Raw genomic sequence first — 14,632 nt, 5'->3', positions numbered from 1 at the left:
TCCTCGGGGTGGATGCGGCCGGCTCTGACGGCCAGGGTCATCGCCCGATTCTGCGGAGCGCAAGGCGCCGGTGGTGTCGGTGTCATCGAAGGGGCCCGGGAAGAATTCTCCGATTGACTTCACGGCCACAAAGGAACATGAACTCTTGTGCGCCGCTACAGTCACACGCTGGTCAAGACGCCTCCAAGGAACCCATGCGAACCCTCGCCGCGAGCGCCCTCTTCCTGTTCGCCGCCGGCATGCACGCCGGCCATGCATCTGCCCAGTCGCTGAGCTGCGGCGGCGCGCTCTCCAGCGTTGGTGATTCCAAGTTCTCGGTCGTGCAGCGGTGCGGCGAGCCGCTGTCCAAGGAGTTCGTCTGCGTGCCGCGGCCGCAGGTGATCTGGCTGCCTTCGAACTACCCCGGCGCGCCGGCCCAGCAGGTGGTCACACAGCAATGCGTGCCGATGGAAGACTGGGTCTACCACCGCGGGCAGGGCAACTTCCTGGGCATCGTGCGCTTCTACAACGGAGCGGTCGAATCGGTGCGCGACGGCGAGAGAGTGCGCTAGCAGAAGCCCTTCGCGGCGGCCGAAGCGCTACCATGCCGAACGTCGAAAGGACGTTCCGTGGCCCGACCCGACCCTCGCAACAAATCGCGTTACTGGCACGCGCCCGGCGTGCCGGGCATGGAGATGCTCCACGCCGACTTCACGACGCACAGCTACGCGCCGCATGTGCACGACTCCTTCGTGGTCGCGGCCACCGAAGTCGGCGGTTCGGAGTTCACGAGCCGTGGCCGCACCGACACCGCCCACCGGCAGGCACTGCTGGTCTTCAACCCCGCCGAACCGCACTCGGGCCACATGGGCGGCAGCGAGCGCTGGCGCTATCGCGCCTTCTACCTCGGCGAGACGGGCATGCGCAATGTGCTGGCGTCGCTGGGCATCGACCTGCCCCGGTACTTCAGCACGAACGTCTTTCGCGACCCCGACCTGATCGCGCGCTTCCTGGAACTGCACCACGCCCTCGACGGCGAGCAAGACCCGCTGCTCCATCACGAACTGCTGGTGCGCAGCTTCGGCGACCTGTTCCAGCGGCACGGGCAGGCGGCGCAGCGCGTTCCCCGCGTGCCGTCGGATGCGGCCCTGCTGGCACCCGTGCTCGAACTGATGCGCGACTGCCATGCGGAACGCCTGACGCTGGAGCAGATGGGCGCGGTCGCCAACCTCACGCCCTTCCAGCTGATCGGCGCGTTCAAGCGATCGATCGGCCTGACGCCGCACACCTGCCTGACCCAGCTGCGGCTGCGGGCGGCCTTGCAGCGGCTGCGTGCGGGGCAATCGGTGGTCGATGCGGCGCTCGCATCGGGCTTCTATGACCAGAGCGCGCTCAACAAGCACTTCAAGCGAACCTTCGGCATGACGCCGCTGCAGTACGTGGCCGCGTGCGCCGCCTGAGCCGGGGTTGTTGCCGCCACCAAAGAGAAGCTGCTGCCGCTGCGCGTGGCACGCAGCCCACGCTTGCCAAGCGCGTTTTGCAAAGTAGCGTTATGGTTCGTCGGCGCCCACGATGAACCTCAAAAAAAGGCAGGATCCATGATCGATCTCAACATCAACGGCAAGTCCGTTGCCGTCAACGCGCCAGAGGACATGCCCCTGCTCTGGGCACTGCGCGACATCGTCGGTCTGACCGGCACCAAGTTCGGTTGCGGCATCGCGCAATGCGGCGCCTGCACCGTGCACCTCGACGGCCAGCCCGTGCGCTCGTGCGTGCTGCCGGTCGGCGCCATAGGTAAAAAGGCTGTCACCACCATCGAAGCCATCTCGCAGACGCCCGCAGGCAAGAGCATCCAGAAAGCCTGGCTCGACGTCGACGTGGTGCAGTGCGGCTACTGCCAGTCCGGGCAGATCATGTCCGCCGCCGCGCTGATCCAGCGCACACCCAACCCGAGCGACGCCGACATCGACCTGGCCATGTCGGGCAACGTCTGTCGATGCTGTACCTACTCGCGCATCCGCGCCGCCATCAAGCAGGCGGCAACCGGCAAGGCCGAAGTGCTGCAGTCGGTGGTCGCAATGCCGGCCAGGAGCGCATCGTGAAGCCGGCCGCAGGCATCAGCCGGCGCGCCGCACTGCAGGCCGGAGGCCTGGCACTGGCCTTTACCTGGGTCGGCGCCAGCAAGGCCTTCGCCGCCATCAGCCCCCGGCAGCAGCCGGGCGACGCGGCCGCCGCGCTCGCGGATGGCAACCCCGCCTTTGCACCGAATGCTTTCGTTCGCATCGACGCCGACGGCAGCGTGCGCCTCGTGATGCCGATGGTCGAGATGGGCCAGGCGATCTACACCGGTTCGGCGATGCTGCTGGCCGAGGAACTGGGCGTCGAACTCGACCAGGTGCGGGTGGAACACTCGCCGCCGAACGAAGCGCTCTACGGCATGCCGTTGCTGGGTGGCCAGATCACCGGTGGCTCGACCAGCACGCGCGGCACCTACGGCGTGCTGCGCGAGGCGGGTGCGGTGGCACGCACGCTGTTGGTCAGCGCTGCGGCCGCGCAATGGAAGGTCGAGCCCGAGAGCTGCACAGTGGCGCGCGGCGTGGTGAGCCATGCCGCATCCAACCGGCAGTTGGGCTTCGGCGCGCTCGCCAGCGCGGCAGCCAAGCTGCCGATGCCGGCCAAGGTGGCGTTGAAGGAGCCGAAAGATTTCAAGCTGATCGGCCAGCCGCTGCGGCGCGTCGATTCGGCCGGCAAGGTCGATGGCACCACGCAATTCGGCATCGACGTGCGCCTGCCGGGCATGAGGGTGGCGACGGTCAGGGCCTGCCCCACGCTCGGCGGCGTGCTGGCCTCGGTGGACGACAAGGCGGCACGGGCGATTCCCGGCGTGGTCGACGTGATCCGCATCAAGGACGCGGTCGCGGTGGTGGGCGAGCATTTCTGGGCCGCCAAGCGCGGCCTCGATGCATTGACGATCCAGTGGACGCCGGGGCAGAACGCCACGCTGACCACGCAGCAGTTGCGTTCGGCACTGACCAATGCGCTGGCAAAAGACAAGGCCATCATCGGCAAGGAAACCGGCAAGCGGCCCGAGGGCACGCTGGTGCAGGCCACCTACGACCTGCCGATGCTGGCCCACGCGACGATGGAGCCGCTCAACACCACGGTGCACGTGCGGCCCGACCAGTGCGAGATATGGGTCGGCACGCAGGTACCGGCGCGCTGCGTCGACGTGGCGGCCAAGATCACCGGCCTTGCCGCCGACAAGGTCGTGCTGCACAACCAGTACCTGGGCGGCGGCTTCGGCCGGCGGCTGGAGACCGATTCGGTCGAACAGGCCGTGGCCTTCGCCAAGCAGGTGCCCTACCCGCTCAAGGTGGTGTGGACGCGCGAGGAAGACATCCGCCACGACATCGTGCGCCCCATGTACCACGACGACATCTCGGCCGTGGTCGACGGCGACGGGCAGATCCTCTGGTTCGGCGACCGCATCTCGGGCGGCACCGTGCTGGGCCGCTGGGCCCCTGTCTTCATGGGCAAGGACGGCATGGATGGCGACCTGATCGAATGCGTGGCCGAGCCCTGCTACGACCTGCCGAACCTCAAGGTCGAATGGGTGCGCCACGACATGCCGCCGGGCCTGAACGTCGGCTGGTGGCGCGGCGTGGGTCCGACGCACAACCTGTTTGTCATGGAAAGCTTCATCGACGAACTGGCGCAGCGCGCGAAGAAAGACCCCGTGGACTACCGGCGGGCTCTGCTCAAGAAGAACCCGCGCACGCTGGCCGTGCTCGACCTGGCCGCCGAAAAGATGGGCTGGGGCAAAGGCACATTGCCGGCGCGCGTGGGGCGCGGCGTGGCCGTGGGCGACCCCTTCGGCAGCCGCGTGTGCGCCATGATCGAAGTCGAGGTCTCGCCGCAGGGCGAGGTGCGCATGCGGCGCGCGGTGGTCACGCTCGACTGCGGCATCGCCGTGAACGCAAGCTCCATCGAGGCGCAGCTCCAGGGCGGCCTGCTGTTCGGCCTGAGCGCTGCGCTCTTCAGCGAGATCACCCTGCGTGACGGCGCCATCGAGCAGAGCAACTTTCATGACTACCGGATGCTGCGCATCAACGAGGCGCCATCGGTCGAGGTCCACACCATCAAGAGCGGCGAGGCCCCTGGCGGCCTCGGTGAAGTCGGCACCGCCATCGCCGCGCCGGCGCTCGCGAACGCCATCTTCGCCGCCACCGGCGTGCGGCTGCGCGCCTTGCCGGTGAACCGCGCGCTGCTTGCGCAAGACAAGGAGGCGCTGAAGAAAAAGATCGCCGATGCCGCGCATGCAACGCCCGGCGAAAGGAGCGCAGCATGAAGCGACTCTTCAAGGTGCTGGTGGTGCTGTTCGTCGTGGGTGCGGCGCTGTATTTCTTTCTGAACCGCACCGACAAATCCGAAGGCGAAGCGCCCGCGCTGGCCGGTGCCGCGCCCGATGCGGCGCAGCTCGTGCGCGGCGAATACCTCACCAAGGCCGCCGACTGCATCGCCTGCCACACGGTGCCCGGCGGCAAGGGCCAACCCTTTGCAGGTGGCCTGCCCTTCGTGCTGCCGTTCGGCACGATCTACTCGTCGAACATCACGGCGGACCCCGAGACCGGCATCGGCAAATGGAGCGACGACCAGTTCGTGCGCGCGCTGCACGACGGCGTGCGCGCCGACGGCAAGCGCCTCTACCCGGCGTTTCCGTACACCTCGTACACGGCACTGAGCCGCAACGACGTGCTGGCCATCAAGGCCTACATCTTCAGCCTGCCCAAGGTGAACCAGCCGAACAAGGAGGCCGAGCTGGGCTTTCCGTTCAACCAGCGCTGGGCCATGGGCTTCTGGAACGCGGCCTTCTTCAAGAGCAGCCGCTTCGAGGCCGACCCGTCGAAGCCGCCGGCGTGGAACCAGGGCAAGTACCTCGCCACTGCGCTCGGCCACTGCGCCGAATGCCACACGCCGCGCAACATGGCCTTCGCGATGGAAACCGGCAACAACCTCGCGGGCGAATCGATCCAGGGCTGGCGCGCCTACAACATCACCTCGGATGCAAAGAACGGCATCGGCGCCTGGAGCGATGCCGAAATTGCCGCCTACCTCACGACCGGCCACGCCGATGGCCGCGGCACGGCCTCGGGCCCGATGGGCGAGGCGGTCGAGCACAGCCTGCAGTACCTGAAGCCGGAGGACGCATCAGCACTCGTGAGCTACCTGCGCACGGTGCCGGCGAAGCCCGGAAAGCAACCGATCGAGATCGACGCCAAGGCGCCCTGGGCCGTGGCCGCAAGCGCGGCGGCACCCGCGGTCAACACGGCCGAGGGCCATGAGCAGGGACTGAGGCTCTTTGCCGCGGCGTGCGCGAGCTGCCATCAGTGGAACGGGCAAGGCCAGCAGAGCAACTATGCATCGCTGCTCGGAACGCGCGGCGTGAACGACCCGGACGGCTCCAACGTCACGCAGATGATCCTGCAGGGTGTGCGGATGCGCGTGCACGACAACGAGGTCTACATGCCCGCCTTCGGCAAGGCCTACACAGACACCGAAGTGGCTGCGCTTGCCAACTACGTGATTGCGCAGTTCGGCAACAAGCAAGGGACGGTGACGCCGGAGTTCGTGGCCAAGCAGCGGACGCGGTAGGAGGCTTTGGAACGCGAACTGGCGGTGCGACTCCTGGGGAAACGGACGATCCGCAAATGCTGTGTGAGCGTTTCGGATTTGTTCGCGCGGGGCACTGAGTTCTATCCCAGGAGCAACCAGGATCTTGCGCGGGGTCCTGATCGCTGCGGGCTCAGGCCAATGGGCGTTGCATCTTGAGCAGCTTTCGACACACTGCGAACACTCAACTCAGACCCTCGACAGCTGCCATTTTTTGTCTTACTCGTCTTTGAGCACCCATGACTGTCCTCACCGCCCGCCAAGCCACCATCCTTGACTTGCAAGAGCTTGTGCCGCTCTTCGATGGCTACCGCCAGTTTTATGAGCGACCGAGTGATGTTTCCGGAGCCCACGCCTTCCTGCTCGAACGCTTCAGGCACTCCGAATCCGTCATCTTCCTGGCGCACGCGGGGTCTGAGCCGGTCGGCTTCACTCAGCTGTACCCGAGCTTTTCTTCTGCCTCGATGGCACGCATCTTCATTCTCAACGACCTGTTCGTGCGCGAAGACGCCCGCGGCAAGGGCGTGAGCAAGAAGCTGATAGATGCGGCGACCGAATTCGCCAGGGCAATCGGTGCCGCGCGTCTGACACTATCCACCGCCGTGACGAACAGCCATGCACAGGCTGTGTACGAATCTCTCGGCTGGCGTCGGGACGAGCAGTTCCGCGTTTACAACTTTGCGCTTTAGGGCCCTGACGGGCCGCAGCTGGATACGATCAGGACCAGCCGTTCGCCGCAGCGAAGAAATCCCGCCATCGACGCGACCGCCAGTATGGGTCTGCAGGGCCCTTAACCTTCCAGTCAAAGGCTTCTCTTGATGCAGAAGGCTTGCCGTCCATCACACGCAAGTCGAGAAGTCGAATGGTGGAGAAACTTCATTTGGACAAAAACGTATGAAAGACAAGAACCTCGATGCCGAGTGGCATGCAGAGATTGCAGAGGAAGAGGCCGATCGTCAGCGCAAGGCGGAACCCGCTCCAATCTTGAGCAAGGAGGAGTTCGTCGCATGGCGCTCGCCGCGAACTGTCGAGGGGAATCCAACGCGCGTGACCAATCCCTTGTGGTGCTGGCTTGTCCACACGCGCTGGTCGGCCTATCAAGCCAATGAAATCCTGCGAGGTCCTTCATCGCTCGACGCAGGACCGATGTGGTGCTTCGATCGAATTGGCAAGAGTGAGACGAAGCTGCCTGACGGTCGTGTGATTCACATCGGCGGTGAGCACGAGGACTCCTACGATCCGGACTTCTTCATTTACAACGACGTCACGGTGATCGGTGCCGACGGCGGGGTCGCGATTCACGGCTATTCACCGTCGGTCTTCCCGCCTACGGACTTCCACACGGCCACATTGGTCGGCGACTCGATCATTGTCATAGGCAACCTCGGCTACCCCGAGCATCGTGTTTTCGGTTCGACTCCCGTCTTCCGGCTGAAGATAGACACGCTGAGCATCGATCGCGTCGACACCATCGGCGAAGCTCCCGGGTGGATTCACGAGCACTCGGCCGTTCTGGCGGAGGATGCAAGCGCCATCGTCGTGCGCGGCGGAACGATCTGGCGCGGCGACAAGTTGAGCATGACCGAAAACATCGATTCCTGGTCGCTGGATCTCGGCACAGGCCGGTGGACCCGACTGACGGCCCTGGATTGGCAGCGGTGGACGATGCTGCGTGTCGACCGGCAAGCGAATCGCCTGTGGGACATCCGGCAGGAGCTCTGGCACCGCAACCATGGCTGGCTGGGCCATGAAAGCTACTGGAAATTCGACGACGCTCCCGACTTCGATGCCCTCGCGGCGTTATACCGGCTCGATCAAGACTCGCCCGCCCCGCAAGAAGGCCCTGAGTACAACAACCTGCACACCGTCGTCGACGGCCTGAAGGTTCGATTCACGGAAGATCGTTTCCGAGTTCAAGTCATTGTCGAAGGTCGCCTCTCCGAAGATCGCCTGAAGGCACTTCAGCGTACTCTGCTGACGACGCTCGAGCGTCTGGACGCGAGCCAATGGGAGATCGAGGGGTTGTAGCCGCGGACGATTGTTCTGCGCTTCCTCTTTCAGGCAACTGATGTGATCGCCCGATGTCTGCCGTTGTGAGTTCGTGAGGTCGATTTCAGTGTCTTGCAAGATGGCTTGTTCAAGCCTCCCGCGCAGCAGGCGAACCAGAAGAACCCCACCTCCCCATCAATTCTGACCAATAGCCCCTCGCGTCATCCTGCCAAGCTGCCCCCATCAGCAAGGCACCCCATGACACGACTCTTCTGCCACGACCATCCCGACACCCTGCAGCTCGACGCCACCGTTCTCAAGACACGGCCCGGCGCCGTTCTTCTTTCACAGCACCCGTTCTACCCCGGTGGCGGCGGGCAGCTTCCCGACCGGGGCCTCGTGCGGTGGCAAGGCGGCGAAGCGTCGGTCACCGGGTTCAGCGAGGAAGGCGGGGCCCTCTGGCTCCTGCTGCCCGATGGGGTCGAAGTCGCGGGCGAGGTGCGGGCCGAAGCCGACCCGCTGTTTCGCCAATGCATGCGGGAGCTTCACACCGACCTGCATGTGTTGAACGCCCTGGTCTTCAGGGACTTCGACGGCGCGCTGGTCACCGGCGTGCAGATGAACGCGGACGGCACGGCCCGCATCGACTTCGACCTGCCCGATGCGGACAACGACCGCCTGCGCGCGCTCGAGCCCGAACTGAACGACGTGATCGCGCAAGACCTGCCGGTGCTCACGCACCATGTCCCGCTCACCGCGGCGCATGCCGAAAAGGGCTTGCTTCGCTCGCGCTCCGTGACGCCGCCGCCGTCGCCCGAAGGCCTGGTTCGCGTCATCGAGATCGCGGGCCTCGACCGGCAGGCCTGCGGCGGAACGCACCTGGCCTCGACAGCTGCTTCGCGGCCTTTGAAGATTCTCAAGATCGAGAACAAGGGCCGCTTCAACCGGCGCGTGCGCATCGGGCTGCAAGGCGCATAGGCCGGCCATGCGCAAGCCGCTGCTCCACGCCCTCTGGGCGAACCCTGTCTGGCTGTTGTGGGTGCCGCCCGCGTTCTGGGCCGGCAACCTCGTGTTGGGCCGCGCCCTCGGGCCGGTGTTTCCGCCGGTGTCGCTCGCGGTGGGGCGCTGGGTGGTCGCGCTCGTTGCGCTCGCGCCCTTCGTGTGGCTGCAGGCTTGGCAAGAGCGGGCGTTGATCGCGCGGCACTGGCGGCTGATCGCGGCCTGTGGCGCCTTCGGCATCGCCGGCTACAACGCGCTGGGCTACCTGGCGCTGCAAACGGTCCCGGCCGCGAGCGTGGCGTTTCTCAACTCGACGCTGCCGCTGATGGTGCCGCTGGCCGCACTGGTGCTCGGGGTCGAGCGCATCACCTGGAAGGCGCTGGCCGGCATCGCGATCTCGTTCGCCGGCGTGAGCTGGATCGTGGCGCGCGGCGACCTGGCCAGCCTGCTGGCCCTGCGGCTGGGCGGCGGCGAGCTGCTCGTGCTGCTGGCGGTCTTCAACTACGCGGTGTATTCGGTGCTGCTGCGGCGCAAGCCGGCAGCGATGAGCCCGCTGGTGTTCCTGGCCGCGACCATGGCGGCGGGGTTGTTGGTGCTGATGCCGTTCTGGGTGTTCGAGCTGGCACGCGGCGCGCGCATTCCCACGGACCTGGCCTCGGTCGGGGCCGTGGTCTACATCGGCCTCTTCGCCTCGCTGTTCGCGTTCATCCTCTGGAACCGGTGCGTCGCGGCGCTGGGGGCCACGGTGACAGGGGTGTCGTTCCATCTCGTGGCGCTGTTCACCGCGCTGCTGGCGTTTCTCGTGCTGCATGAGCCGGTGCGGGGCTTTCACGTCGTGGGCATCGCGCTGATCCTGCTCGGCTTCCTGGTCACGACGCTGCGTGTCGGCGAGCGCCCCCTGCCCGCACCCGGGCCGTCTCGCCCCTGATCGCGACGGGCGCCCGGGCATGGACACGGTCGAACTCCTGCGAACGCTGGTCGCCTTCGACACCACCTCGCACCGGTCGAACCTCGACCTGATCCATTGGGTCACCGACTACTTGCAATCGCACGGCATCGCTGCCCGGCTGGTGCACAGCGACGATGGCGGCAAGGCCAACCTTCTCGCCACCATCGGCCCGCCGGTACCGGGCGGCATCGTGCTGTCGGGCCATACCGACGTGGTGCCGGTCGACGGCCAGGACTGGCACACCGATCCCTTCGCGCTGACCGCGCGCGACGGCCGCTTCCATGGCCGCGGAAGCGCCGACATGAAGGGTTTCATCGCCGCCTGCCTTTGCGCGGTGCCCGCCTGGTGCGGGCTGGTGCTGAAACGGCCCATTCACCTCGCGCTGTCTTACGACGAAGAGATCGGGTGCCTCGGCGTTCCGCGCCTCATCGCCGACATGCGCGCGCACATTCCGATGCCCGCGCTGGCCATCATCGGAGAGCCGACGCAGATGCGCATCGGGCTGGCCCATCGCGGCTTCTACGGCCACAGGACCACCTTTCGAGGCCGGCCCGCGCATTCCGGCGATCCGGCGCTGGGCATCAGCGCGATCGAGCCTGCAGCCTTGCTGATTGCACGGCTGGGCGACCTCGGGCGCACGCTCGCGACTCGCGGCCAGCACACCACGTTCAACGTGGGCCGCGTCGACGGGGGGACGGCCATCAACATCGTCCCCGGATGCTGCGAGGTGCTGTGGGAGTTCCGCCCCACCAACGAGGCCGGCACACGGCGCGTCAGGCGCGAGATCGAACGGATGCTGGCGGCGGTGCCGCCCGACGTGACGGTCGAAACAGCCCAGCTCGCCGGCGTGCCGGCACTCGCAGCGAGCGACGATGAGTTGGCCGCGAACATCGCCCGCACGCTGGGCGCGCTCTGGCCGCCGGGCGAGCTTCCGTTCGGCACCGAGGCGGGCTTCTTCCAGCAGGCCGGCATTCCCGCGCTGGTCTGCGGGCCGGGTTCGATTGCACAGGCGCATCAGCCCGACGAGTGGATCGCCGCCAGCGAACTCGACGCTGTAGACCGGTTCCTGCGCGGCGTCGGTACATGGGCGAGCGGGCCGGGCACTTCGGCTGCGGCGTGAGCGCCTCAGGGCGGCAGCACCAGCGGACCGCAGTTCTCGTCGGTCACAAACACCGACACCAGCTTCGCGGGCCGAACCGGGTCGGGATTCTCCGCAAACAGATGCAGCGTGCCCGGTGGCTCGAAAAACGTCTGGCCTGTCTTGTAGTCCCCCACGGGGCCGCCGGCCAGTTGCGAGCGGACCGTGCCTTCGAGCATGAGAACGGTCACCGAGCCCGGATGCCGATGGGCGGGTGAATAGGCCAGTGGCGGAAAGTCGACGATGGCCGTGGTCACCGACTTGCCCGGCACGTGCGGCAGCGATTCGCACGACAGCACCTTGACCGAGGTCGATGGCCGAGCGGCAGCCCCCGAGCCGGCGGGTGCTGGTGCCGACGCGAACATCGGCCGGCTCACCGCGCTGCACACGTCGTCGATCCATTGCGCCGCCGATTGCTTGCCGGCGTGCGGCGCCAGCGCCCAGCCGGCGGCGGCCACGGCCAGTGCAGCGAACACTGCGCCCGCATGGCGACGCGAAAGCGATGGCGCGTTCATTGCACGATTCCTTGCGGCACGCGCCAGGCGGCGTTCCATTCCAGCTCGCGCTTCGCCTTCTCGCTGCTGACCTCGGCGCTGTCTTCCGCGATATTGAAGATACCGGCCGCAGCGTGACGCAATGCCAGCACGGCGGCCCATGCCGCGGCCTCCGCATGCACCGGGCTCGCGCCCCGGGGTTCGGCCGATGACGTGCCCGGCCCGTAGAGCTGCCCATAGCGCAGCACCGCGCCCACCATGTCCCCTGCCCCCAGCACGCTGCGCTCTAGCGAGATCACCGCATCGGCGCTGATGCGGCGAGGGCTTTCCGGGTCCTGGTCGAGCGGCATGTCTTCGGTGAAGGGCTTGGCCCCCGGTGCGTAGACCCACGCGATGCTCTGCGCCACCAGCCGCCGCGCGCCCGCACCCTGCGCGGCAGCCACGAGGTTGCGCGTGCCCTCGACGCGGAGGCGCGCATTGCGCACCACGGCCTCGGCCATCAACTTCGGATCGAGGTTCTGCGGCAGGTCGGTGAGCTGGTGGACCACGCCCCAGGGTGCGATGCGCTTCAGCGCGGCATCGAGCGCGGCCGCGTCGAACACATCGACCACGACCGGGTGCGCGCCCTTCGCTTCCAGCGCGCCGGCGCGGTCGATGCGTCGCGTGCCGCCGTACACGGTGTAGCCCGCCTCGACCAGCAGCGGCACCAGCACGGCGCCGATGGCCCCGGTGGCGCCGGCCACGAATATCTTCTTGTTCATTGCATGTCCTTCTTCCAGGCTGTTCATGGGGGCAAGCGTAGGCCGGCGATGCCCCATCAGAAAGATCCAAGATTGGAGAAAATGACTGGTCCATGATGAGCAAGACGAAATCGACCGACAGCCTTCCGGCACTCGACCGTTCGAAGCGCACGCCGCTGTCGCGGCAGGTCTACGAGCGCTTCAGGGCGGCCATCGAACAAGGCACGCTGCGCCCCGGTGACCGCGTGGCGTCGGCGCGCAGCCTGGCCAGCGAGCTGGGCGTGGCGCGCGGGACCGTCGAGGCGGCCTACGGCCAACTCGCGGGCGAAGGCTATTTCTCGTCGCGTGGACAGGCGGGCACGGTGGTCTCGCCATCGCTGCCGCAGCATCGGCCCACGCGCCGCGAACCACGGCGAGCCGGCACCACAACAGCACCTGCCGGCGCGCTCGCGCCCGCAGCGGCACCGTTGCCCTTGCAGCTCGGCATTCCGGCGCTCGATGCGTTCCCGCGCAAGCTGTGGGCCCGCCTTGCCAACCGCCGCATCCGGGCGACCGGCGCGGCCGACATGTTCTACGGCGACCCCGCCGGCCACCCGCCGCTGCGCGAGGCCATCGCGGCCTACCTGCTGGTGTCGCGCGGCGTGGCCTGCCACCCTTCGCAGGTGTTCGTGACGGGCGGCTATCGCGCGTCGCTGTCGCTCGCGTCACGCACGCTGCTCAAGAAAGGCGACCGGGTCTGGACCGAAGAGCCGGGCTTTCCGCCGACGCAGGACGTGCTGCACGCCGCGGGCCATCGCGCGGTGCGCGTGCCGGTGGACGACGAAGGCATGGTCGTGGCGCGCGGCCAGCGCAAGGCCGCGAAGGCCCGCATGGCGATCGTCACGCCTTCGCACCAGGCGCCGCTGGGCGTGTCGATGACGCTGGCACGCCGGCTGCAACTGCTGGCATGGGCCTCGCAGGCGAATGCGTGGATCGTCGAGGACGACTACGACGGCGAGTACCGCTACGCCGGCCCACCGCTGCCGGCGCTCAAGAGCCTCGACGGACACGACCGCGTGCTCTACGCGGGCAGCTTCTCGAAGGTGCTGCACCCCGGCCTGTCGCTGGGCTACCTGGTGGTGCCGGAGTCGCTGCGCGCGCGCTTCCAGGAGGCCGCGCAGACGTGGTCGAACGGATGCCCGCAGATCACGCAGGCCATCACGGCCGACTTCATGCGCGAAGGCCATTTCTCGCGCCACCTGAAGAAGATGCGGCTGCTCTATGCGCGCCGCAGGGCGATGCTGGTAGCCGCGCTGCAGAAGGCCTTCGGCGACGCGGTGCGCATCGACCTGCAGAGCGGCGGCATGCACCTGATCGCGCGTTTCGACGGGCGCTCCGAGACCGATGTCGAACTGGCCCGCCGCGCGCAGGAAGTGGGGTTGCAATGCCAGCCGCTGTCGGAGCGTGGCGGCGCCGGTGTTCGCAGCCAGGGCCTGCTGATGGGCTTCACCAACGTGGCCTCCGCCGCACAGGCGCAGCAACTGGTGGCGACGCTGCGCGCGGCGCTGGGTTGATGGCTCAGGCCGGGTCGTCGTCCGGCTCGCCTGCCTCCCCAACCATCGCGCTCCGGTCCTTGATGCGCGTGACCTGCGACAGCACCGCATCCGCCAGCGTCATGTCGGGCCGCTGCCCCTTGTAGACCGGCTGCTCGAACTTGCCGCCCGCATAGCGGTAGAGATAGCGCACCTCGACCAGCGTACCCACCGGGGGCAGCGCCTCGTTGGGCGGCACGGTCACGTTGCCCAGGTCGACCATCTCGCCCGCATCGTCGCGCAGCCCGACCGCGACCGAGCGTTGCGCATTGACGCGGATCACTTCGCAGGTCGCACTCTGGTTGAACTTGAACTTCAGGCTGCTGGTGCTGCGCCCCGCGCTGAACGGCGCGTCGAGCGCCTTGAGCACATAGCCTTCGCCATGCGTGGCCTGCAGTTCGGCCGCGCGGCGGCGCTTGCCTTCGGCCGTGAGTTCGAGGTCGAGCACCACCATCCAGGGCACCAGCCCGGCGATCTGCTTCAGCTGGCCGAAGCGCTCGATGAAAGGCGCGGCACGAAGGTCCTGCCCGCCAAGTTCCAGCAGGTCGAAGGCCTTGAAGACATCGCCCACGTGCTCGCCCGGAATCACGGTGCGGCCCGCCGGTACATCGGCACCGCCGACCCAGGCCTGCGGAATGTCGACGAACAACCCGCGCCGGTTGGTACCGCGCACGGTCTCGCCTTCGATCAGCAGGATGCGGTTTTCGCCATCGGCCTTTTCCTGCAGGCCCCAGCCCGCATCATCGAAGTAGCGCGCGGCCTGTTCCTCGGGAATCAGCGTCGGCAGTTGCGGCAGTTCGCCGCTCATGCGGCCGGCCAGGTCGGTCGCGGTGTAGAGCGCGCCCGACTGGTCGGGTGTGTAGCCTTTCGTTGTCTTTTCCTTCACGACCTTCTGATAGATCTTCAGGGCTGCCTCGAAGGCGACCGGGCTGCTGGTCTTGGTGCCCGTGGCGAGCGTGCCGCCGCGCCGGCCGTTGCCGTAGTCGACCACCCAGCCCTCGTCCTTGGGGCGCAGATGGACCTGATAGACCTTGTCCGAGCCCTGGCCCGTGAAGTAGAGAAAGCTCGATTGGGGAAGATGTTCCGTGGTCGCCATGAGGGTG

General features: G+C 67.3%; 14 protein-coding genes. 11 read left to right on the top strand and 3 right to left on the bottom strand.

Features of this window, described 5'->3' with window-relative positions; translation table 11 throughout:
• Positions 1–194: 194 nt before the first annotated feature.
• The 10 genes from BLQ28_RS05255 to argE all read left to right on the top strand — a co-directional run bounded on the left by BLQ28_RS05255 (position 195) and on the right by argE (position 10,706).
• On the top strand, positions 195–551 hold the full coding sequence (locus BLQ28_RS05255; protein WP_093237740.1) for a DUF2845 domain-containing protein: 357 nt from the start codon (positions 195–197) through the stop codon (positions 549–551).
• A gap of 57 nt (positions 552–608) precedes the next feature.
• Positions 609–1,439, top strand: a complete 831-nt coding sequence (locus tag BLQ28_RS05250; protein ID WP_256327172.1) for an AraC family transcriptional regulator — start codon at positions 609–611, stop codon at positions 1,437–1,439.
• Between the two features lie 138 nt (positions 1,440–1,577).
• The gene (locus tag BLQ28_RS05245; RefSeq protein ID WP_093237459.1) at positions 1,578–2,081 is read left to right on the top strand and encodes a (2Fe-2S)-binding protein; all 504 of its coding nucleotides are present in this window, start codon (positions 1,578–1,580) and stop codon (positions 2,079–2,081) included.
• The gene (locus BLQ28_RS05240) at positions 2,078–4,327 is read left to right on the top strand and encodes a xanthine dehydrogenase family protein molybdopterin-binding subunit (protein ID WP_093237458.1); all 2,250 of its coding nucleotides are present in this window, start codon (positions 2,078–2,080) and stop codon (positions 4,325–4,327) included. Before BLQ28_RS05245 ends, BLQ28_RS05240 begins: the two co-directional genes overlap by 4 nt.
• Positions 4,324–5,631, top strand: coding sequence for a c-type cytochrome (locus BLQ28_RS05235; RefSeq protein ID WP_093237457.1), 1,308 nt, complete (start codon positions 4,324–4,326; stop codon positions 5,629–5,631). Before BLQ28_RS05240 ends, BLQ28_RS05235 begins: the two co-directional genes overlap by 4 nt.
• A gap of 257 nt (positions 5,632–5,888) precedes the next feature.
• On the top strand, positions 5,889–6,338 hold the full coding sequence (locus tag BLQ28_RS05230; protein WP_093237456.1) for a GNAT family N-acetyltransferase: 450 nt from the start codon (positions 5,889–5,891) through the stop codon (positions 6,336–6,338).
• A 205-nt stretch (positions 6,339–6,543) separates the two neighbouring features.
• Entirely contained in the window at positions 6,544–7,677 is a 1,134-nt protein-coding gene (locus BLQ28_RS05225) for a hypothetical protein (RefSeq protein WP_093237455.1), read from the top strand.
• 219 nt (positions 7,678–7,896) lie between these two features.
• A complete protein-coding gene (locus BLQ28_RS05220) occupies positions 7,897–8,616 on the top strand; it encodes an alanyl-tRNA editing protein (protein ID WP_093237454.1) in 720 nt (239 codons plus the stop codon).
• Between the two features lie 7 nt (positions 8,617–8,623).
• Positions 8,624–9,565 (top strand): DMT family transporter, encoded by a 942-nt coding sequence (locus BLQ28_RS05215; RefSeq protein WP_093237453.1) that lies wholly within the window; start codon positions 8,624–8,626, stop codon positions 9,563–9,565.
• Between the two features lie 19 nt (positions 9,566–9,584).
• Positions 9,585–10,706 carry an acetylornithine deacetylase gene (argE, locus tag BLQ28_RS05210; RefSeq protein ID WP_093237452.1) on the top strand — a complete coding sequence of 374 codons (1,122 nt, stop codon included), beginning with the start codon at positions 9,585–9,587 and terminating at the stop codon, positions 10,704–10,706.
• Positions 10,707–10,711: 5 nt separating this feature from the next.
• Here the strand turns inward: argE and BLQ28_RS05205 are convergent, their stop codons facing one another.
• Together BLQ28_RS05205 and BLQ28_RS05200 are read right to left on the bottom strand one after the other, a co-directional pair.
• Positions 10,712–11,239 carry a cupin domain-containing protein gene (locus tag BLQ28_RS05205; protein WP_093237451.1) on the bottom strand — a complete coding sequence of 176 codons (528 nt, stop codon included), beginning with the start codon at positions 11,237–11,239 and terminating at the stop codon, positions 10,712–10,714.
• The gene (locus BLQ28_RS05200) at positions 11,236–11,979 is read right to left on the bottom strand and encodes an NAD-dependent epimerase/dehydratase family protein (RefSeq protein ID WP_093237450.1); all 744 of its coding nucleotides are present in this window, start codon (positions 11,977–11,979) and stop codon (positions 11,236–11,238) included. The genes BLQ28_RS05205 and BLQ28_RS05200 overlap by 4 nt, the downstream gene beginning before the upstream one ends.
• 95 nt (positions 11,980–12,074) lie before the next feature.
• Here BLQ28_RS05200 and BLQ28_RS05195 point away from each other — a divergent pair, with 95 nt between their 5' ends.
• Complete coding sequence (locus BLQ28_RS05195; RefSeq protein ID WP_371126568.1) at positions 12,075–13,511, top strand: MocR-like pyridoxine biosynthesis transcription factor PdxR; 1,437 nt, start codon at positions 12,075–12,077, stop codon at positions 13,509–13,511.
• 4 nt (positions 13,512–13,515) lie between these two features.
• Here the strand turns inward: BLQ28_RS05195 and BLQ28_RS05190 are convergent, their stop codons facing one another.
• Positions 13,516–14,625 (bottom strand): hypothetical protein, encoded by a 1,110-nt coding sequence (locus BLQ28_RS05190; RefSeq protein WP_093237448.1) that lies wholly within the window; start codon positions 14,623–14,625, stop codon positions 13,516–13,518.
• Between the last annotated feature and the right edge of the window lie 7 nt (positions 14,626–14,632).

The sequence above is a fragment of the Variovorax sp. EL159 genome (genome assembly GCF_900100965.1).
Taxonomy (GTDB): Bacteria; Pseudomonadota; Gammaproteobacteria; order Burkholderiales; family Burkholderiaceae_C; genus Variovorax.
Note: the sequence above shows the minus strand (reverse complement) of the source record. Positions and strands in the feature narration are given on the sequence as shown.